The 20052-nt window shown below is 68.6% G+C and carries 16 protein-coding genes and 1 pseudogene; 6 read left to right on the top strand and 11 right to left on the bottom strand.

Translation table 11 applies throughout. The annotated features are described in order from the left end of the window. Positions 1-130: 130 nt before the first annotated feature. The 8 genes and pseudogenes from Scani_RS16940 to Scani_RS16975 all read right to left on the bottom strand — a co-directional run bounded on the left by Scani_RS16940 (position 131) and on the right by Scani_RS16975 (position 11886). Entirely contained in the window at positions 131-1078 is a 948-nt protein-coding gene (locus Scani_RS16940; protein WP_159476600.1) for a GNAT family N-acetyltransferase, read from the bottom strand. A 331-nt stretch (positions 1079-1409) separates the two neighbouring features. After that, complete coding sequence (locus Scani_RS16945; protein ID WP_159476603.1) at positions 1410-3986, bottom strand: AMP-binding protein; 2577 nt, start codon at positions 3984-3986, stop codon at positions 1410-1412. Then, the gene (locus Scani_RS16950; protein WP_159476607.1) at positions 3986-5485 is read right to left on the bottom strand and encodes an MFS transporter; all 1500 of its coding nucleotides are present in this window, start codon (positions 5483-5485) and stop codon (positions 3986-3988) included. Before Scani_RS16950 ends, Scani_RS16945 begins: the two co-directional genes overlap by 1 nt. Positions 5486-6035: 550 nt before the next feature. After that, complete coding sequence (locus tag Scani_RS16955; RefSeq protein WP_159476609.1) at positions 6036-7067, bottom strand: hypothetical protein; 1032 nt, start codon at positions 7065-7067, stop codon at positions 6036-6038. A 353-nt stretch (positions 7068-7420) separates the two neighbouring features. Continuing rightward, positions 7421-8281, bottom strand: a complete 861-nt coding sequence (locus Scani_RS16960; protein WP_159476612.1) for a winged helix-turn-helix domain-containing protein — start codon at positions 8279-8281, stop codon at positions 7421-7423. Between the two features lie 432 nt (positions 8282-8713). Continuing rightward, positions 8714-8941 (bottom strand): annotated as a pseudogene (gene ilvN, locus Scani_RS16965) (acetolactate synthase small subunit); the annotation flags it as partial. A 7-nt stretch (positions 8942-8948) separates the two neighbouring features. Continuing rightward, positions 8949-10766: an acetolactate synthase large subunit gene (locus Scani_RS16970; RefSeq protein WP_371872352.1), complete on the bottom strand. Its 1818-nt coding sequence runs from the start codon at positions 10764-10766 to the stop codon at positions 8949-8951. A 661-nt stretch (positions 10767-11427) separates the two neighbouring features. Further along, positions 11428-11886: an Lrp/AsnC family transcriptional regulator gene (locus Scani_RS16975; RefSeq protein WP_159476617.1), complete on the bottom strand. Its 459-nt coding sequence runs from the start codon at positions 11884-11886 to the stop codon at positions 11428-11430. 177 nt (positions 11887-12063) lie between these two features. On the opposite strand from Scani_RS16975, the gene Scani_RS16980 reads away from it, so the two are divergent. Then, positions 12064-12708 (top strand): AzlC family ABC transporter permease, encoded by a 645-nt coding sequence (locus Scani_RS16980; RefSeq protein ID WP_246296394.1) that lies wholly within the window; start codon positions 12064-12066, stop codon positions 12706-12708. Then, positions 12701-13030, top strand: a complete 330-nt coding sequence (locus Scani_RS16985) for a branched-chain amino acid transporter permease (RefSeq protein ID WP_159476623.1) — start codon at positions 12701-12703, stop codon at positions 13028-13030. Before Scani_RS16980 ends, Scani_RS16985 begins: the two co-directional genes overlap by 8 nt. 78 nt (positions 13031-13108) lie before the next feature. On the opposite strand, the gene Scani_RS16990 is transcribed toward Scani_RS16985, so the two are convergent. Beyond that, complete coding sequence (locus Scani_RS16990; RefSeq protein ID WP_159476625.1) at positions 13109-13516, bottom strand: STAS domain-containing protein; 408 nt, start codon at positions 13514-13516, stop codon at positions 13109-13111. 190 nt (positions 13517-13706) lie between these two features. Continuing rightward, entirely contained in the window at positions 13707-14840 is a 1134-nt protein-coding gene (locus tag Scani_RS16995; protein ID WP_159476628.1) for a glutathione-independent formaldehyde dehydrogenase, read from the bottom strand. A gap of 175 nt (positions 14841-15015) precedes the next feature. Here Scani_RS16995 and Scani_RS17000 point away from each other — a divergent pair, with 175 nt between their 5' ends. Next, the gene (locus tag Scani_RS17000) at positions 15016-15207 is read left to right on the top strand and encodes a hypothetical protein (RefSeq protein ID WP_159476631.1); all 192 of its coding nucleotides are present in this window, start codon (positions 15016-15018) and stop codon (positions 15205-15207) included. Between the two features lie 141 nt (positions 15208-15348). Further along, positions 15349-15579 carry a DUF6480 family protein gene (locus Scani_RS17005; RefSeq protein WP_159476634.1) on the top strand — a complete coding sequence of 77 codons (231 nt, stop codon included), beginning with the start codon at positions 15349-15351 and terminating at the stop codon, positions 15577-15579. A 91-nt stretch (positions 15580-15670) separates the two neighbouring features. Here Scani_RS17005 and Scani_RS17010 read toward each other — a convergent pair whose 3' ends face one another. Beyond that, positions 15671-16441, bottom strand: a complete 771-nt coding sequence (locus Scani_RS17010; protein ID WP_246295939.1) for a GNAT family N-acetyltransferase — start codon at positions 16439-16441, stop codon at positions 15671-15673. Between the two features lie 345 nt (positions 16442-16786). Here Scani_RS17010 and Scani_RS17015 point away from each other — a divergent pair, with 345 nt between their 5' ends. Both Scani_RS17015 and Scani_RS17020 read left to right on the top strand, forming a co-directional pair. Beyond that, on the top strand, positions 16787-18007 hold the full coding sequence (locus Scani_RS17015) for a carbohydrate-binding protein (RefSeq protein WP_159476637.1): 1221 nt from the start codon (positions 16787-16789) through the stop codon (positions 18005-18007). Positions 18008-18418: 411 nt separating this feature from the next. Beyond that, entirely contained in the window at positions 18419-19969 is a 1551-nt protein-coding gene (locus Scani_RS17020; protein ID WP_371872430.1) for a M4 family metallopeptidase, read from the top strand. Positions 19970-20052 lie beyond the last annotated feature (83 nt).

A 20052-nucleotide genomic window follows, 5' to 3' on the forward strand; every position in this document is an offset into this window, starting at 1 on the left:
CACCCGATCCTGACGTCCGGGCCGGGCCGGCGCGCGCCGGTCCGGCCCGGACGTGCTGGTCCCGGCCCGGACGTCTCGGTCCGAACGGGTTCGGTACCGTCGCCCGGCTCACCCGGCCCCGCAGGGTTGGTCAGGTCCAGTCGTAGTGGATCTCGCGCTCGACATTCACATAGCCAGCCCGCGCGAAGGCCGCCGCCATGGGCGTGTTGCCCAGGTCCGTCGTGGCGCGGATGCGCGGGACGCCGGCTGTGGCGAGGATGCGGGTGCCCTCCGCGAGCAGCGCGTCGATATAGCCGTGGCCGCGGTGGGCGCGGCGGATGCCGATGTAGGCGATGATCGCGTGATAGCTGTTCTTCGCCGCGATGACGAAGCCCACCGGCTCGCCGTCGGGGAGGACGGCGACGCGCCACCAGTCACGGGGAGTGGAGTACTTCTCCATCTCGTCCTGGTACTGCTCCTCCGCGGCCTGACGAGGCGTCATGGTCATCAGGTCCCGGAGGCTGTGCGCGTCCAGCGTGCCGTCGAGGACCTCGGTCATCAGGCCGACCAGTTCCTCGCGGCCGGCGACCGCCCGGAACGCCAGCCGCGGGTCCGGGGCAGCGAGAGGCGTGCCCGGGTTCCACTGGAAACGCAGGCGCTCCACGAAGGGCGTGGCCCCCTGGCCCTCGACCAGCGCGATCAGGGCGTCGATGCCCGGCCGTACCGCCGGGTCCGCCCGCCAGTCCCCGGGGACGAGCCGTACGTACTGCGGCGGCTTCGCCCCCTCGGCGACGACGGCACCCAGGGCCGTCCCCAGCAGTCGGCGGCCCGCGGCCTCGTGGCCTTCGGCGCAGTCGAGGACGTCGAGGAGGAAGGGCCGTTCATCGCCTAGGCGGCACCACCAGCCGGCCCGGGCCACGGTCCGCCCCTCGTGCAGGGCGACCCAGAGCCACTCGGGGCGGCGGCGACCGGTGCGGAGGTCGTCGGCGATCTCATGGTTGAAGGCATAAGGAAGCTGGTTGAACAGCTCGACCTCGTCCGGCCCGGTGATCGGGCGGACCGTCAGGCCGAGAGGGTGCTGCGATACTGCTGCGGTCACGACGCGCTCCTGGAGGATGGCGTCCGGGCCGCCCCGGGTCAGCGGTTCAGGCCGCCCGGGAGGGCCGGCGCCTGAGGGACTTGCGGATCATCGGCCTGCCCTCCTTTCGTGCTCGGTGCGTTCCGTGACGCACGAACTGTCCTGCCGATGCCGAGTTCTACCGGTTGAGGCAGCGGCCCCGCAAGGCAATTCCCTTCAGCGACCGTGGTGTTGTCCCGCGGGCCGCGCCGGGTGCGAGCGCGGCAACGCCGTCCGCGGCATCTCCTCGCTCGACGACAGACACCCCGTGGGGCCGACGGCTCATGCCACGTGCGGCCCCACGGGGTGCGGTTCAGCGCTGTGCTCGGGCGTCGAGCCAGTCCCGGACCAGTTCGTCGTTGGGTGATTCGAGCAGCGCGAAGTGATCGACCGGCAGGCGGTCCACGGCGTCGTCCGGCAGGATGTCCCGCCACTGGCCGATGGCGCGTCCGCCCGTCCACGGCTGGTCGCCGTCGACCGCGACGGCGGTCGGTCCGCGGCGGGCGTAGTCGATCTCGCCACCGGTGTCGCCCTGCAGGATGCGCACCGACAGGCCGTCGGGCGGGCTCAGCACCAGCCCGTCGAGCACCCGCGCATTCGATTCGTACACCGCCCAGGCGTCCTCGATCTCCTGCCGGCCGGCATCCCGCGACAGGGTCCCCGCGTCCTTGGCCGCCTCGGTGACCGCGGCCAGGTCGAACCCGCCGTTCTCGTCCACGAACCGCTGCGCGGGGACGGGAATCGACCAGCCGACACGGACGAAGATGTCGAAGGCGTCCTGCACCCTCACACGGTGGGCGCCGGGGTCCGGCGGGTCGATGAGCAGGGCACGCACCGCGTCGCCGCAGCTGTCGCGCAGGCGTCGGGCGACCTCGTAGCCGAACACCCCGCCCAGCGAGAAGCCGGACACACAGATGGTGCCGAACCGGTCGACGTCGTTGGCCAGCAGCACCTCGGCGAGCCCGTCGGCGAGCGGCGCCATGCCCTTGCCGGACAGCTCGGGCGGGGTCTCCATGGCCCAGACGGTGTCGTCGGCGGGCAGCAGCCTGGACAGCGACGCATACCGGGTGACCGCTCCGGACAGCGGCGGGAGGAAGACCCACAGCCTGTCCTGGCCCGCCGGACGCATCCGCACGAGGGTGGTGCCGGTGGTGTGGTGCGCGGTCGGTATCCCCTCCCGGCGGTCGACGAGGAGGCGGGCCAGAGCGCCGAAACCGGGTGTCCGGTAGAGCTCGGCGGCGCGCAGTTGCACGTCCAGCCGGCGGCGCACCTGGGTGATCAGCTCGATCGCCCGGACCGAGTTGCCGCCGACCGCGAAGAAACTCGCGGACTCGTCCTGGGGCGGACTGCCCAGGACCTGTCGCCATGCCAGCCGCAGCTGTGCGGTCACGTCCGTCGGGTCGGCGTCCTCCTCGGCGTTCGTGCTCGGCCGGTCCTGTGCCTGGTCGAGCAGCGCCGCCTGATCGACCTTGCCGCGCGACGTCAGCGGGAACTCGTCCAGCACGGTGACCCGCGAGGGCACCATGTAATCGGGCAGCGCGGACGCGACTCCCCGCACGATCACCGCTTCGGGATCGAGTTCCGGCGCGCAGCTCTTGTCGAGCCGGACGAACGCGGCCAGCAGGCGGCTGCCTGCGCCGTCGAACGGCACGACCACCGCGTCGACGACGAAGTCGAGGGACAGCAGCCGGGAGACGATCTCACCGAGTTCCACCCGGAACCCGCCGTGGACCTTGACCTGTGCGTCGAAGCGGCCGTGCAGGTCGTAGCCGCCGTCGGGCCTTGCGGTGGCCACATCGCCGGTGCGGTAGGACCACTCCCCGTCGAGCAGGCAGAACGCCGAGGACGACGCCGCGTGCCCCAGGTAGCCACGCCCGACCGCGACGCCCTGGACGACCAGTTCGGTCGCGTTCCCCTCTTCACCGAGCGGTTCCAGCCGGAACCGGACATCATCGATCGGCGCACCGATCGCGATGGCGTCGCCGGGCAGCAGGTCCCGATAGCAGACGACGACGGCCGTCTCGGTCGGGCCGTACCCGTTCACCACGCGGGTGCCCCCCGGCGCGACGTTCGCCCAGGCGGCCACTGCGGCCTGGGTCGGCGCCTCGCCGCCGGCCATCACCAGCCGCAGGTCCGGCGCGGCAGGGCCGGCCGACTCGGCCAGCTCGGCGCCGAACCTGTTGAACACGCCGGTCGGCAGGCTCAGCACGGTGATGCCGAGCCGTCGGCAGTGATGGAGGAAGTCGTCGGCCCCGCCGTACACGAACGACTCGTCCCGGAAGACGAGTTCCGCTCCGACGACCATCGAGGTGCAGATCTGCTCGAGCGCGAGGTCGAAGGCGATCGAGGAGAAGAGCAGCCGGGTGTCGGCCGAGGTCAGGCCGTACCAGTCGATGGTGCGCCGTACGTGGTTCTCCAGCGCGGCCTGCTCCAGGACAGCGCCCTTGGGCACACCCGTCGACCCCGAGGTGTAGGCGACGTACGCGGCGGGCGAGGTGCGCCGGACCAGCCGTTCGTCGAGCGGCGGTCCCGGCCGCGGCCCGGGCGCGGGGCCCGACTCCGTGATCAGCGCGGCCGGGCGGCAGTCGTCGATGATCAGTTGCTTTCGGGTGTCCGGCAGATCCGGCTCCAGCAGGGTGAAGGCGGCGCCGACCCTGCTGACCGCGGCCATCGCGACGATGGTGTCGAAGCCGACCGGCAGGTCGATGACCACCACGCTCTCCGCCGCGACGCCGAGCCCGCGCAGCCGCGTGGCCAAAGCGTCGGCGGCCTCCGCGAGTTCACGGTAGGTCAGCCTGTCGTCGCCACGGGACAGCGCGGTCTTCTGGGGGCGTTCGGTCGCATGCCCGGCGATCGCGTCGTAGAGCATGGCGCCGGTTTCCGAAGTCATCAGGCGTTCACCTTTCGTGAACTGGGGGTGGCGGAGGCACTCGGGGTGGTGGCGGGCAGGATCACCAGGACGGTGATCGTGGCGACGGCCGCCACCACCGCGCCGGTGATCCAGGCGGCGAGCAGGCCGGAGCTCACTCCGTCGGCGAAATGCGCCATGGCCCGGCGGGAGCCATGGGCGAGCAGGTCATAGCCCTCGGTGACCGATCGGGCCGCAGTCGGCAGACCGGGCACCGAGTCGATCCGCGCCCCGTAGCCCGCCGAGAACACCAGGCCCATCACGGCAACGCCGCCGGCGCCGCAGATCTGCTGGAACATGGCGTTCACGGAGGACCCGACGCCGGCGTCGTCCGCTCGCAGACTGGAGACGATCAGTGTCAGGGCGGGGCCGACGGACAGCCCCATGCCGAGTCCGCAGCACAGCAGTCCCGCGGCCAGCAACGGGTACCGCAGATCCGCGGCCGCCATCGCGCAGAGTGCGCAGCCGACGGCGCCGAGGCCGAGCCCGATCGCCACGGCGACCCTGGCCCCGGTCCGCGCGGTGATCGCGGCGCAGGACAGGGAGGCGACGGTCAGCCCCACCGCGAGTGGCAGCAGACCGGCACCGGCCTGGAAGGGGCTCCAGCCCAAGCCGTACTGGGTGAACTGACCGGCCAGGAACACCGTGCCGAACAGGGCGAAGAACAGACCCGACATGGCCACGACGGCTCCGGTGAACGCCCGCACCCGAAAGTAGCCGAGGTCGAACAGCGGCCGGTCGGTGCGCCGTTCATGGACGGTGTACCCGATCAGCGCGAGCAGGCCGACGGCGCCCAGGCCGAGCCGCAGCCAGGCGGGGAGCCGGTCGTCGACGGCGAAGATGATCGCCGAGGCGAACACCGCGACACCGGTCAGCAGCAACACCGCTCCGGCGAGGTCCGGGCGCGCCCTGGTGGGCGCGGGGTCTCTGCGCTCGATGAGGGTGGCGGCGCCGATCAGGGCGATCACTCCGACCGGCACGTTGATCAGGAAGATCGATCCGTACCAGAACCGGGTCAGCAGCAGGCCGCCCAGCACCGGGCCGATGGCCACGCCGAGGCCCACGACGGCCGGCCACAGCGCCAGCACCCGCCGCCTGCCGCTGTCGGTCAGTTCCGTGGCGAACAGGCCGAAGATGCTCGGCACGATGAACGCCGCTCCGATGCCCATGCCGGCGCGGGACAGCACCAAGGCGGGCACCGAGGGTGCGAAGGCTCCCAGCAGCGAGGCGGCCGTGAACAGGCTGACGCCCACGGCGTAGGAACGGCGCGCCCCCATACGGTCGACGGCACTGCCCGCGATGATCAACGATGAGGCGAAGACCAGCATGTACGCGTCGATGGCGAACTGTACGGCCGGCGTGCTCGCCCCCAGTGACGCCGATATTCGGGGGACCGCGGTATTGATGATGGAATTGTCCGCGGACACCATGAACAGGCTCAGGTACGCGGTGGCCACGACACCGCGGGTGCGCGACGTCATCTTCGGCCGACTTGCTGCCAGCGACATTCGGTTCTCGATCTTCTCTCGGGTTGTGGCTGACCGTCGATCAGGAATGCGGCGCCGTCCACGAAATGGTGCGGATACCGGGCAGCCGACTCGAAAATTGTCGTTGTGCCGTGCCACGGCAGGAAAGAAATGTGCGGGACGGCTTTCCGGGTGATGACCTTCTGCGCCCCCAGCGCGCAAGCCATTTTGAGCCTGCGAGCCTCAGACGCTAGCAGTCTGCCGCGAGGAAGATCAATCGTAGGTGGCTCGGATCACAGGCTGCTCGCACTCGATCGCTGACGGTGCATCCGGCCCGTCGGCCGAACGCATCAACTACCAACCCGGGCATGGCCGAAAACCATCATGGAGTTCTTCCTCCTGGCGCCCGCTCGCCTCGAACGGCGCCCGAGGATTGACGGAAGCCGCGGCAGGCATTTCACGGTTCACCGATGCTGTCGTGCCCCGCCCTACGAGAGGGCGGGGGCGCGACCGCAGATACGGGGATTCCCCCGATCGTCATCCGGGCAGTTCGTCAAGCAGCCGGTCAGCCGTTGATCAGGTGGTCGGTGCCGGGCACCAGGTGCTCCTGGTGCGGCGTCATGTCGTCCACGTTCACCGTCTTGATGATCCAACGGCTCTGCAGCGCCTCGGGATCGCCGACGTTGACGACCTCCTTGGCGTGGATCGTGTGGTTGTTGTACGTGATCACAAAGTCGCCGGGCTCGATGAAGACCCGCTGCTTGAGGGCGTGCAGGGTTGCGGCGACCTTGGGGACGATGGCCTTGGCGGCGTCGGTGACCCCCACCGTCCGGTTCTCGAAGAACCGCAGGTCTTCCGGGCCCCGGCCGCCGATGATCGGATGCATGTCCGCCTCGCCGAGCTGCACCCTTCCGCCGCCCATGGTGCTCAGGTCGTCAAAGGGGGTGTAGAACTCGGGAGAGCGCAGCAGCGTCAGCTCCTCCTCGGTGAAGGAAGCGATGACGTCGATGTTCCGGACGAAGGAGGTGTAGACCTCGTTCACCGGGTTGCTGCGCATCCCCACCATGTACACCTGGTCGGGCCGTACGAAGTGATTGGCCAGGTCCTTGTGGAAATGGATCTGCTTGAGCGCCTTTTGCGACTGGCTCTCCTGCAGGCGTCGCTGCGGGTAGATGTCCTGGAAGACATCGCCGTCGTTGACGTTGACGTAACCGATCGCCGGCGTGTTCGCGAGCAGGGCGAACAGCGCGAGGAACCCCTCGGCTATGAACGTCTTCTTCAGCTCGTACTTGGAGCGCACCGGCTGATCGAAGTCGAACACGGGGACGTCGTGGTCGTAAGGGACGTTCTTCAGGACCACTACCGGCTCGGCGGTACGGTCCCGGGTTGCCAGCGAGTCGACATAGGCACGGAATCGCTCCGGTACCGCCCCGGAGGCGATGAGTTGGCCCACCTGGAAACGATGGGCATCGTAGAGGCGATAGGGATTCGCGGTGATGCTGTCGAGCGAAGACTCCAGGGCTTCGCGCTCCGCATCCGTGAACACGAACTCCGGACTGATGGTCCAGTTGGTCCCGATGGCAGCTTCAACGGTCATGTGCACTCCTTGTGAATTCCCTCGCCGATAGCGGAGGTGGCTATCTCATTCGATGCATAGCCGGATCTTGAGTTCCGCTACAAGAGGGCAGTGAACTCTCCCCTTTCCGCCCTGTCCATGTATTTGAGGCAGAGTCAAAACCTTCACTCAGGTGAACATTTCCCGCTCGATTGCTTGCCTGGAGCGACAGTTGACGCCCCGACGCCGACGGGACCCCCATGGTTCCGTCCATGACTGTTTCTTTGAATTGGGAGCAGATTCGAGCCCTCGGGCACGGGGCGGACCAAGGGAAGGGCCGGGGCGAACTCGCCGGATACGGGCCGGGAAGAAGGAACTCCCCGAGCCTTTTCAGCTCACCAGAACATCTGAGGTGGAATATTCGGCTCCGCGGTGATGTGCGCAATGATGAGTGCCGAACCGACGGGAGTCAGGACGTGTTTGACCGCTTTGCCGAAGCGATGTGTGGCAACCAGGCCGCCGTTGCGCAGAGCGGTCACGTGCACGGAAGCGGTACCCGCGCTGACGCCGAGGCGGTCCGCCAGTTCGGTGGTCCCGCAGCCGGTGCCTATGTTGAGGAGTGCGGCAGCGCGACCGCGGCCGAGCAGCGCGCCGAGCCGGGGAGCGGCGACCGCCTCGCTTTCGTCCCGGAGCCGGCGATGTCCGGATGCCGGGTACGTGATCACTGAGCCTAATTCGCTCGTCAGAAGCACACTCGTCCGCTGAAAGACCGAGGGCACCAGGATCAGCCCCCGCTCGGCACCTGCCGGCTCACCTCGAACCTCGCGCAGGGTGAGGCCGGGCACGTTGCCCACGACCTGCCGGACGCCGCACGCGGCCAGGTTGTGGGCACGTAGCGCGATGTCGGACTCCAGCGCGGTTCTGATCCGTGACCAGTCACTGACGAGGCACTCCTGGAAGAACGCACGGACCGGTTCCTCCAGCGGCCCGAGGGCCGAGAAGTCGACCTCCTGACGGCTTGTCGATGCACCTTGCTGGCAGAGCAACTGCCCTGCCACCAAACGGATCCAGTGCTGGACGACGTCCTGGGGGAAGTGGAGTGCGTGTCGGTGTCCGGTCTTCAGGATGCGTCGGCGCCAGCCATGCAGGGCCGGGTACTGTCCGCACAAGGCTTCGCCCGCCGCGAGCACCTCCAAGAGCGGCGAGACCAGGAAGCGACAGCCGGACAATTCTCTCGCTGAAACGCTCAGTATCACCGGGCCGTTGTGCTCTGATCGTGCCGGCACCTGCGGGGCTCGCTGACTGGCCGGCGGGGGCTGAATAGCAGTAGTAGGCATCGGGTGTGGTTCTCCTCCACTCGACCTTCACGACCGTCGGCGGTCTCCGCAGGAGGCCGGCGGTCACGGAGCCGTTTCCCACGGCGTCGGTACAGAGGATTCCCTCAACCCGCGTCATCGGGCCCTCCGGCGCGGTGGGTTGGATACCGCAGGGCGCGGGCGGGTCGGCCCGGACCCGGCATGTCTCAGCCGTGCCCGGGCGGCGGGCCGAGTCGGGGTGGCCGGAGGCCGGCCGAGCCACGCGACATCGACGGGGGTGCGGGCGACCGACGTCAATCGACCGGCGCATCTCCCGATTCGAGGTTCCGGGCTTTCGTCGGCCGGCCCCTCACGGCTTGCTCACACGCTCTGCTCCTGGATGGATATGACGCTCACCAGCTTGTTGAGCTGCTGGACGACCTGCTCCAGTGGGCGCTCCTCGACATCGACGACGATCGTCATCTGGGAGGTATCGGGTTCATCGGCCGGACCCACCGACAGCGATTCGATGTTGAATCCCCGACGGGAGAAGAGTCCGGCGATCCGGGTGAGGGCACCGGCCTTGTTCTCGACGCGGACGGAGAGTGTGTGCTTCGACATGGGTTCTCTACTCCTCGTCGTCACCGAAGTCGGGACGGACATCGCGGGCGGCCATGATCTCGTCGTTGGAGGTGCCGGCGGCGACCATGGGCCAGACCATGGCGTCCTCGTGGACGATGAAGTCGATGACGACAGGCGCGTCGTTGAGAGACATCGCCTTCTCGATCGTGGCGTCGAGCTGGTCGGGCGACTCGCAGCGCAGCCCGTAGCAGCCCATGGCCTCGGCGAGCTTGAGGAAGTCCGGGATGCGGGTGCCGCCGCCGGCCCCGCCCTCGGCCTTCTCACCGGCGTGCAGGACGGTGTTGGAGTACCGCTGCCCGTAGAACAGGCTCTGCCACTGGCGGACCATGCCCAGCACGCCGTTGTTGATGATGGCGACCTTGATCGGGATGTTGTTCAGCGCGCAGGTGACCAGTTCCTGGTTGGTCATCTGGAAGCAGCCGTCGCCGTCGATCGCCCAGACCGTGGCCTCCGGCATGCCCGCCTTGGCGCCCATCGCGGCCGGGACGGCGTAGCCCATCGTGCCCGCGCCGCCGGAGTTGAGCCAGCTGTAGGGCCTCTCGTAGGCGATGAACTGCGAGGCCCACATCTGGTGTTGGCCGACGCCGGCCGAGAAGATCGTGTTCTCGCCGGTCAGTTGGCCGATGCGCTGGATGACCTGCTGGGGCGAGAGCCCGCCCTCGGGGGCCGGCTCGTAGCCCAGCGGGTAGGTCGTGCGCCAGCCCTCGAGCTGCTCCCACCAGGCCGCGTAGTCACAGGCGGCCTCCGTGCTCTCGCGTTCGTCCCGGACGGCGCCGATGAGATCGGTCAGCACCTCACGGGCGTCTCCGACGATCGGCACGTCCGCGACCCGGTTCTTGCCGATCTCGGCGGGATCGATGTCGGCGTGCACGACCGTGGCGTTCGGCGCGAAGCTGTCCAGCTTGCCGGTGACCCGGTCGTCGAACCGTGCCCCCAGGGCGACGATCAGATCGGCCCGCTGGAGCGCCGTCACCGCCGCGACCGTCCCGTGCATACCGGGCATGCCCAGGTGCTGCGGGTGGCTGTCGGGGAAGGCTCCGATGCCCATGAGGGTGGTGGTGACGGGAGCCCCGGTGAGTTCCGCCAGGGCTTTCAGCTCGTCGGTGGCCCGTGCCTTGAGCACACCGCCGCCGACGTAGAGCACCGGGCGTTTGGCTTCGGCGATCAGCCGGGCAGCTCGCTGGATCTGCTTGCCGCTCGGCTTGGTGACGGGAGAGTAGCCGGGGAGCCGGTGTTCCGCCGGCCAGCGGAAGACGGTGTCCTTCTGCAGTGCGTCCTTGGTGATGTCGACCAGGACCGGCCCGGGCCGCCCGGTGGAGGCGAGGTGAAAGGCCTCGGAGATCGCGCGGGGGATGTCGTCCGGGTCGGTGACCAGGAAGCTGTGCTTGGTTATCGGCATCGTGATGCCGCAGATATCGGCTTCCTGAAAGGCATCCGTACCGATCGACGAACTCACCACCTGTCCGGTGATCGCCACCAGAGGAACCGAGTCCATATAGGCGTCGGCGATGGGGGTGACCAGGTTGGTGGCTCCCGGACCGCTTGTCGCCATGCAGACGCCGACCTTGCCGGTCGACTGCGCGTAGCCGGTCGCCGCGTGGCCCGCCCCCTGCTCGTGCCGCACCAGAATGTGCCGCACCTGCGTCGAATCCATGAGGGCGTCGTACGCCGGGGTGATCGCTCCGCCCGGGATGCCGAACGCCGTATCGACGCCCACGGCTTCAAGGGAACGGACGAGGGACTGGGCGCCCGTCATGGGCTCCGAGGAGGGCGGGGGGACGGGTATTTCTGCGAGCTGAGTCATCAATTCTGGCTATCTCTTCGTGGTGTCGCTTCAGGAAGGGCCCCGTGCGGGTGCCGCAGCGGAGAGGGGTCCAGCACGTACGACGCCGTACGGTGGACTGCCCGCCCCTTCGTTCAGCAGGTCAGGGACTTGCTGACGGTCAGGCATCACGACAGCCGAGTGTCGTGCAACAGACGTCACTTGAGCAGTCGTCAAGCATTCACGGGGTGAGTGGGGTGAGGCTGAACAACGGACACCCTGGCGCCATGAATTGTTCATGTGAAGCGGCGGGATATGCCAGAACAGAAAGCCGGAAGGGGGCGCATGGTCTGCGCTCACGCTCCAGGCACGCGGAATGCGAAGGGCCGGGCCCCTCGGTTTGCGTGACGCGTATCCGCTGGTGAGCGGGCCCTGATCATAAGCACAGATGATCTACGGAGCAAAGGAGCGCTCTCAGATGCTGAGAAGGCGGCCCTCTTGCGGGCGGAGTTCGGTCGCTGCCTTTCATCTCCGCGTCTGCGTCATGTGATTGACACGTCGTCACAGGGTGCACACGGAAGCCGCCCGAGCCCCGGGACGGGAACGTGAACTGCTCGTCAGCGCTTCGAAGGCCGGGCGCAGTCGCCAGGCCCGGGCCGGCGAGGGGGCAGGGCGCGCCGCATCGTTCCGGCCGGGTCCCCGGTCAGGAGAGGGTCTTGATTTCCTTCATGGTCAGATGGGATTCGAGGCGGAGGACACAGGGCAGGCCGCTGAGCTTGCCGGTGAGGAAGGCTTCGTAGGCGGCGTGGTCGGCGACGGCGACGCGGATGAAGTAGTCGGGCCGGCCGAACATGCGGCGGAACTCGATGACTTCCTCGTAGGACGCCACGGTCTCCTCGAACTCCTCGAAGGTCTTGCGATCGGTGGCGCTGACCTCGACATCGATGAGGACCTCCAGCCCGCGGCCGAGAGCGGTGGGGTCGATGACGGCCCGGTACCCGGTGATGATCCCGGCCTCTTCCAGCCTCTTGACCCGGCGCAGGCACGGCGGGGGTGTCAGGCCCACCCGTTTGGCGAGTTCGACGTTGGTGAGGCGACCGTCCTGTCGCAGGTGAAACAAAATTTCACGATCGATCTCGTCCGAATACATTTCATTGCTCATAGAGAGAGCATAGAGCCATTATCGGCAACCATATAAGGTCGATTCTGTTCTACCGTTTCGTGTATGGGAATACGTCCGTCCGTTACCGCCGAGCCTCCTCGCCGGGCCCCCGCACCATCAACCCCTGCGCAGCGCCCCACCCCCGCTGTGCCGGCCGCGTTCAAGGACTCCCTGTCCGTGGGCCTGGGGCTGGTGCCGCTCGGTCTCGCCTTCGGCGTGTTCGTCACACAGTCCGGCCTCGCCTGGTGGTGGGCGAGCGCCTTCGCCGCGCTCATCTACGCCGGATCCTTCGAGTTCCTGCTCGTCGGCCTGGTCGCCGCCGTCGCACCGCTGGGAACAGTTGCCCTGACGGCGCTCCTGGTCAACGTCCGGCACGTCTTCTACACCCTGTCGTTCCCCTTGCACCGCGTCAGCGGGCGTTTCGCCAAGTCCTACAGCACCTTCGCCCTCACCGACGAGGCATACGCCCTGACGACGAGCGAGCAGGCCCGCTCCTGGCCCGGCCGCCGCATCCTCTGGCTCCAGTTGTTCATGCACCTGTACTGGGCAGGGGGCGCAACCGCCGGGGGTCTGCTCGGCTCCTTCATCCCCGACGGCGTCACCGGCCTGGACTTCGCGCTGACCGCGTTGTTCACCGTCCTGGCCCTCGACGCCCTCCGGGAGCGGCGCGGCGACCTGCCCACCCCCGTCCTCGCCCTGCTCAGCGCACTGGTCGCCCGCCTCGCCTTCCCCCACCAGATGCTCCTGGCCGCCTTCGCCCTGTTCACCGCCGCTCTCCTGGTCCGGCATTTCACCGCCCGAAAGAGGTCCCGCCGTGCCTGACACCCCCTACCTGATCGCGGCAGTCGCCGTGTCCACTGCCGTCACCTGGGCCCTGCGCGCCCTGCCGTTCGTCGCCCTCGCCCCACTGCGCGCCAGCAGCACCGTCCGATACCTCAGCACCCGTATGCCCGTCGGCGTGATGGTGCTCCTGCTCGCCTACTGCCTGCGCGACGTCCCCGTGACCGACATCAGCGGCCTCGCCCCGCTGACAGCCCTGGCCGTCACCGTCGGGCTTCACCTGTGGCGCCGCAACGCCCTGCTGAGCATCCTCGGCGGCACCACCGTCCACGTCGTTCTCGCCAGCACCTTCCTGGGGCACTGACGTACCGGAGCCCACGGCACAGCAGGCCCGGGCGGCAGCCGCCGCCCCGCGGCCATGGAGTGGCGGACAAGGTCGGCTCTACGCGGTGCGGGTGCTTTCCGCCCGGCCGGGCTCCTTCGTCGCGCGCTGGGCCGCGATCACGGCGAGGGCGTCCTCCGGGCTCGCGTGGACCGGGGTGGTCACACTGATCCCGGTCAGGTCGAGCAGGCGCAGCACGACATCGGACACCGCCGCCAGGTGCAGGCTCCCGTCGAGGCGCTTGGCCTCGTTGGACGCGCGGATGATGATGTTCAGCCCCGAGGAGTCCATGAACGGCACGGCCCGCAGGTCCAGCACGAGATACCGCCGGCCGTGCACGATCTGATTGGCCAGCTGGTGGTGGAGTGAGGTGCCGGTCTCACCGTCGAGATCCCCCGACACGGTCACCACTGCCACCTCGGGCTCGGTGACGTTCACTTCGACACTCAACTCGTACGACTCGGACACGGTCTCCACCCTTCCTTCGATCGGTGGAGCACGCGTACCCCGTCATCCTTCCTTCAGACAATGCCGAAAGAGCGGTCCGCAGACGACACCGCGGCACCTGACCGGGGGCGCGGTGGGCGACCACGGGTTGGCCGCCCGCGTCGGCGGAGCCGCACAGTGGTGTCAGGTCCGCCGCACGGTGTCGGCAGGTCTACGGATGCAGGACCACCTTCGTATAGCCCTCGATGCGCTTGTCGAACTTGTCGTACGCCGAAGGTGCCTGGTCAAGAGGCAGTTCATGCGAGACGACGAAGCTCGGCTTCGCCCGGCCCTCGATGATCATGTCGCGCAGACGGCGGTTGTAACGCTTCACGTTGCACTGCCCCGTGCCCATCCGCAGGCCCTTCTCGAAGAGCTTGCCGATCGATACGAGGAGCATGCCCTTCTTGGCCTGCTCGTCAGGGCCACCCGGATCGGCCGGGACGTACAAGCCCGGCACGCCGAGGGCGCCGGTGGCCCGCACCGTCTCGACGAGCGAGTTCAGGACGGTCGCCGGTTCCTCGCGGGCCCCGCCGTGCGCCATGGCCTGATAGCCGACGGCGTCCACGCCCTTGTCGGTGCCGGCGCCGTTCGTCTGGTCCTTGATCTGCTGCACCGGGTCGCCCTCGGCGAAGTTGACCGGGACCGCGCCGATTTCCCGGGCCTTCTCCAGCCGCTCGGGAATCCGGTCGACGACGAAGACCTTGCTCGCCCCGCGCAGGAGAGCGGAGTAGGCGGCCATGAGCCCCACCGGCCCGCCGCCGTACACCGCGACGCTCTCGCCCGGGCGTACCTGGGCGAGTTCACAGCCGTGATAGCCGGTCGGGAAGATGTCGGCGAGCAGCATGAAGTCGCTCTCGTGCTCGTTTCCCGGTGGCAGCTTCAGGCAGTTGAAGTCGGCGTAGGGAACGCGAAGATATTCGGCCTGGCCGCCCGCCCAGGGTCCCATGGAGACATATCCGTAGGCGCCGCCCGCAAATCCCGGATTGACGGTCTGACAGAATCCGGTGTATCCCTCGAGGCAATTGGTGCAGAACCCGCAGGCGACATTGAAGGGCATGACCACACGGTCGCCCTCCTTGAGTGAGGTGACGCCCGGACCGAGTTTCTCGATGATCCCCATGTTCTCGTGACCGAAGACGATGCCCGGCTCCGCCGCCGTGCGCCCTTCGTACATGTGCAGGTCCGAGCCGCAGATCGCAGTGGAGGTGACCCTGACGACCACCTCGTTGGGGTGCTGGATGCCGGGCTTGGCGACATCCTCGATCTCCACGGAGTACGGCCCTTTGTAGACGACGGCTTTCATGTGCTGCCACCTCCCGCTCTGCGGATTGCACGCAGAATTCCCCCCGTGTCGACGTGACCTATCCCTCATGATTCTCCGGTCTACCGGATGCGGCAAGCCAGTAATGTGTGAACGGATATCCACCACTTTGGGTATCGCAATGTCGCACCGAGAAACGAAAGAGGGAGGGCGACTCGTGGCAGCACAGCGGCTCGGGACCCTGCTCGTCCCGGTGCTCGGCCTGTCCGGCACCTCGTACCCGCCCGGAACGACGGTTACCGTCCGCGGTCGGGGTGCGACTGTCGATGCATTCATCCACGGCGACTGGCTCCCCCTGTCGTGGTGGGAGTTCTCCGACGGCCTCCGCGAGGACATCGCCGACCGCTGACCCGCGCCCGCCCTGTGCGGAACGAGGCCGGCCGCAGCACACGGGCCCGACCACCCTGGCCGCCTCAGCGCGTCCGGGCCCCTGCGCCCGGAGTAGCACCGCCCGTCATTTATTTCGGACAAAACGGGGCAAGCTACTGGTATGGGCTCTCAATATTCCGATCAGGATCCACGCCGCTCGCCCGGTATCGCCCCTGGAGTCGGGGTACCGCCCGGGGAGACCCCGCCGGGCGAGGGCAGCACCGGCGCGGAGACCGGTCCCCGCGACAACCAGACCAGGGGCTGGGCCAAAGGCCCCGTCATCATCCTCGCCATCATCGTCGTGCTCTGCGCCGCGTTCTTCATCGCCTACGCCGTGATGGTGGCGGTGTGAGCGCCGGTGGGCGCCCGAGCGTCGACGACCGGCGCGCCGACGGCTGAACCGCCCGGCTGAAGGACGGCCCGCCCGGACACCGGCGGCCGGCTCACCTGGCGGTGCGGTAGTGGTAACCGCACACCTCGATGAAGCCCGCTCGCTCGTACAGCCGGAGGGCAGGGACGTTGTCGCGTTCCACCTGGAGATACATGCGGTCGGCTCCGTGTACGCCGGCCCAATCGGCCAGGGCCGCGAGTACGCTGTGCGCCGCACCCCTCCCACGCGCCTCGGGAAGCGTGGCCATACCGAACACTCCCGCCCAGCCGGCATCGGCGACCGCGCGGCCCACCGCGACCACGTCGTCCCCTGACATCGCGCGGGCGTAGACGCTGGGCCGCTCCACGCGATCGAGCATGCCCCACTGGGCGGACGCGTCCCCGTCCCGGTCATGCACGGCGCGCCAGAGGCCGAACCATGCGCGTGTCGGACGGTCGTCCCAGCGAACCCGCAGCGGCCCTGTCGGCTCCCGCTCCAGAACACGGGCGGTGGTTGCCACCCGCAACGACATCGGGCTCCGGCGGCGATAGCCACGCCCCGCCAAAAGCCTGTCGAGATGCTCCGGACACGCCCCGGGACTGATCTGGAACCGCGTGACCGCGCCCTGACCGGCGTAGAACTCCTCCGCCGCCACGACCCTGCGCAGCAAGGCGTCCGGCCCGGCCTCACCATGCGGCAGCACCGTCCCCGCCCACCAGGAACAGCCGGGAGCATGGCGCAGCCGCCACCCTCCCGCATCCTTGACCCGCTCGGCCGGAAGGGCCCTGGCCGCTCTCTCCTGCAGCCCTCTCACCATTTCCGCGCTGCCGATGGCGGACGGCACCGAGACCCACCCCCTTCCGGAACGGCAACACCGGCCTCCTGTAACAGATCCTGCCGCACCAAGAACCAGCAAGGGAACACGCCGCCCAGCGGATCCCACGGGGGTGGACGACACCGCATCGCCGAGGCGCACCTGGCCCGGGGCGCGGGCGTCAGGTTCGGGTCCCGGGTCTGCGACAGGCCCAGCCCCAGGCGCAAGCCGCGATGACCGTCACCACCGTCATCACCTCACAGCGAGTTGAGTACTGGTCCAGTCCAAAGCATTGACGCACCCCTGGTGCGCGGCCACCCTATGGGCAATTGGTCTGGACCAACTCCCACACAACTCCGCTTCGCGGGAGGGCATGTGTCACCTCGTCACGTCAGAACATTCGCCGCCGTCGTCACGGCGGCCTGCCTCGGGCTCGCCGCGGCCGGTACGGCTCTCGCCGGCGACGACGGCAAGGGCGCCGCGGCCCCGCAGTCCCTGGGCAGCAACTGGTACGCCGCGGCGCCGTATCTCATGCCGCTCGACAACAACCCGCCGGACGCCTCGGCGGTGATGGACGCCACCGGCCTGAAGGCCTTCCAGCTCGCCTTCGTCCTGGCGCCGAACGGCGGTGGCTGTGCGCCGACTTGGGACGGCACCAGCCCGGTGGGCTCGGACACCGCGGTGGCCGGCGTGATAGCCGCGATCCGCGCCAAGGGCGGAGATGTCTCCGCCTCCGTCGGCGGGTACGGCGGCACCAAGCTCGGACAGACCTGCGCCACCCCCGAGGCGACAGCCGCCGCGTACCAGCAGGTCGTCGACAAGTACGGCCTCAAGGCACTCGACTTCGACCTGGAGGAACCGGAGTACGAGAACGCCGCCGCCATCCACAACGAAATCGGGGCCGCCAAGATCCTCCAGCAGAAGAACCCCGGTATCTACCTCTCCATCACCACGGCCGGCACCGCCGACGGCACCGGCTGGTTCGGCAAGCAGATGCTCGACGAGGCCAAGTCCCAGTCCTTCACCCCGGACAACTTCTCCATCATGCCCTTCGACGGCGGCTTCAACGGTGCGGCTTCCCAGACCGCCGCGCTCACCAAGTTCAACTCCCTGCTGCGGTCCACCTTCGGCTGGGACGAGGCCACCGCGTACGCCCACGAGGGCATCTCGCAGATGAACGGCCGCAGCGACACCGGTGAGTACTTCACCCAGACCGACTTCCAGACGGTGCTGGACTTCGCGACCGCCCACCACATGGCGCGCTTCACGAACTGGTCCGTCAACCGGGACCGGCAGTGTTCCCCGCCGGACAACAACGGCCGGACGTCCGGCACCTGCAGCAGCGTTCCGCAGAGCGCCTACGACTTCACCAAGTACTCGGTGAAGTTCGCCGGGGCCACCCCACCCACCACTCCCCCCACCACTCCGCCCGGCAACGGCGGCTGCACGGCGGCCGCCTACAGCGCCGGCACCGTCTATGTGGGCGGCGACACGGCCTCGTACAACGGTCATACCTGGAGGGCCAAGTGGTGGACACAGGGCGAGACGCCCTCCACCGGCGGCTCGGGCGTCTGGCAGGACCTCGGCGCCTGCTGACCCCGGAGGGGAGCAGCGTTCCGGCCGGCCGCTTCTCCCCTCACGCCCGCCGCCCCGAAGCTCTCCCGGCACTCGCCACTGCCGACACCGACACCATGACCGGCACGGCGCCCGCACCCGCCAACGTGTACACCAGTTGCCAGGTGTCAAATGCCTCGAAAGGCATCACAAAGCATCTCCATTGGTGAAATTGTTGTTTCTTCTGTGTTGAACATCTGTCAAAAGGCGTCAACTCCTGGCACGCTCCCCTCGATTCACTCCTTCTGCTCCACCGGGCAGCCCCCTCGGCTGCCCGGCCGCTTCTTGGGCCGCACATCCGCGGCCCTCACAAGGGAGACCGAGTTGAGACGGATCTCGTCCACCCCCCGCAAGAACACCCTGCGCGCTGCCGCCCTGGTCGCCTCCGCCGCCATGGTGGCCGTCGGCGTCCAGGCCGGTTCGGCCAGCGCACAGCCGGACCGTACGACCGGTGCCTCGGCGGTCCAGCTCTCCAGCGCGCAGCGGGCATCCGCGCTCGTGGAAGCGCAGCACACCGCCTCCGCCACCGCCGCGAAGATCGGCCTCGGCGCGCAGGAGAAGCTCGTCGTGCGGGACGTCGTCAAGGACGCGGACGGCACGGTCCACACCCGGTACGAGCGCACCTACGAGGGACTTCCGGTCCTGGGCGGCGACCTGGTGGTGCACGAGGCCGCGAACGGCACCCACAGCGTCACCAAGGCGACCGACGCCCCCATATCCGTGGCCGGCACGTCTGCCGCGCTCGCCCCCTCCGCCGCGAAGAAGAGTGCGCTCAGCGCCGCCGCCGCGAAGAAGAACACCGGGACCAGCGCCTCCGCCGCGCCGCGCAAGGTGATCTGGGCCGCTACGGGCAAGCCGGTGCTCGCGTACGAAACCGTCGTCACCGGCGTCCAGAAGGACGGCACGCCCAGCGAGCTGCACGTCGTCACCGACGCGGCCACCGGCCGGAAGCTGTTCCAGAACGAGGCCATCGAGACCGGCACCGGTACCAGCACCTACAGCGGCAAGGTCGCGCTCACCACCACCAAGAGCGGATCGACCTACCGGCTCACCGACGGTGCCCGCGGCGGCCACAAGACCTACGACCTCAAGCAGAACACGTCGGGCACCGGCACGCTCTTCACCGACGCGAACGACGTATGGGGCGGCGGGCGTCAGACCGCCGGTGTCGACGCCCACTACGGGGCGGCCGTCACCTGGGACTTCTACAAGAACACCTTCGGCCGCAACGGCATCCGTGGCGACGGCAAGGGCGCCTACTCCCGCGTCCACTACGGCAGCAACTACGTCAACGCCTTCTGGGACGACGACTGCTTCTGCATGACCTACGGCGACGGCGAGGGGAACGCCCACCCGCTCACCTCCCTCGACGTGGCCGCCCACGAGATGAGCCACGGCGTCACCGCCGCCACTGCCGGACTCAACTACAGCGGCGAGTCCGGCGGCCTCAACGAGGCCACGTCCGACATCTTCGGCACGTCGGCCGAGTTCTACGCCAAGAACACCTCGGACCCGGGCGACTACCTCATCGGCGAGAAGATCGACATCAACGGCGACGGCACCCCGCTGCGCTACATGGACAAGCCGTCGAAGGACGGGGCCTCGGCCGACTACTGGTCCAGTGGCGTCGGCAACAAGGACGTGCACTACTCGTCCGGTGTCGCCAACCACTTCTTCTACCTGCTGTCCGAGGGCAGCGGCGCCAAGACCATCAACGGCGTCCGCTACAACAGCCCCACCTCGGACGGCTCCAAGGTCACCGGGATCGGCCGGGCCAAGGCCGAGAAGATCTGGTACAAGGCCCTCACCACGTACATGACCTCCACCACCAACTACAAGGCCGCGCGCGCCGCGACCCTGAAGGCGGCGGGCGCCCTGTACGGCACCACCAGTGCCGAATACAAGGCGGTTGGCGCCGCATGGACGGGCGTCAACGTGAAGTAGGCGCTCTTCGGGTACGGCGTCCCGGCCCCGGTGCCGGGACGCCGTCCTGCGCGGCGGTCGCCGACCCCGGGCTGATGCACCGA

It is taken from the genome of Streptomyces caniferus (assembly GCF_009811555.1).
Taxonomy (GTDB): Bacteria; Actinomycetota; Actinomycetes; order Streptomycetales; family Streptomycetaceae; genus Streptomyces; species Streptomyces caniferus.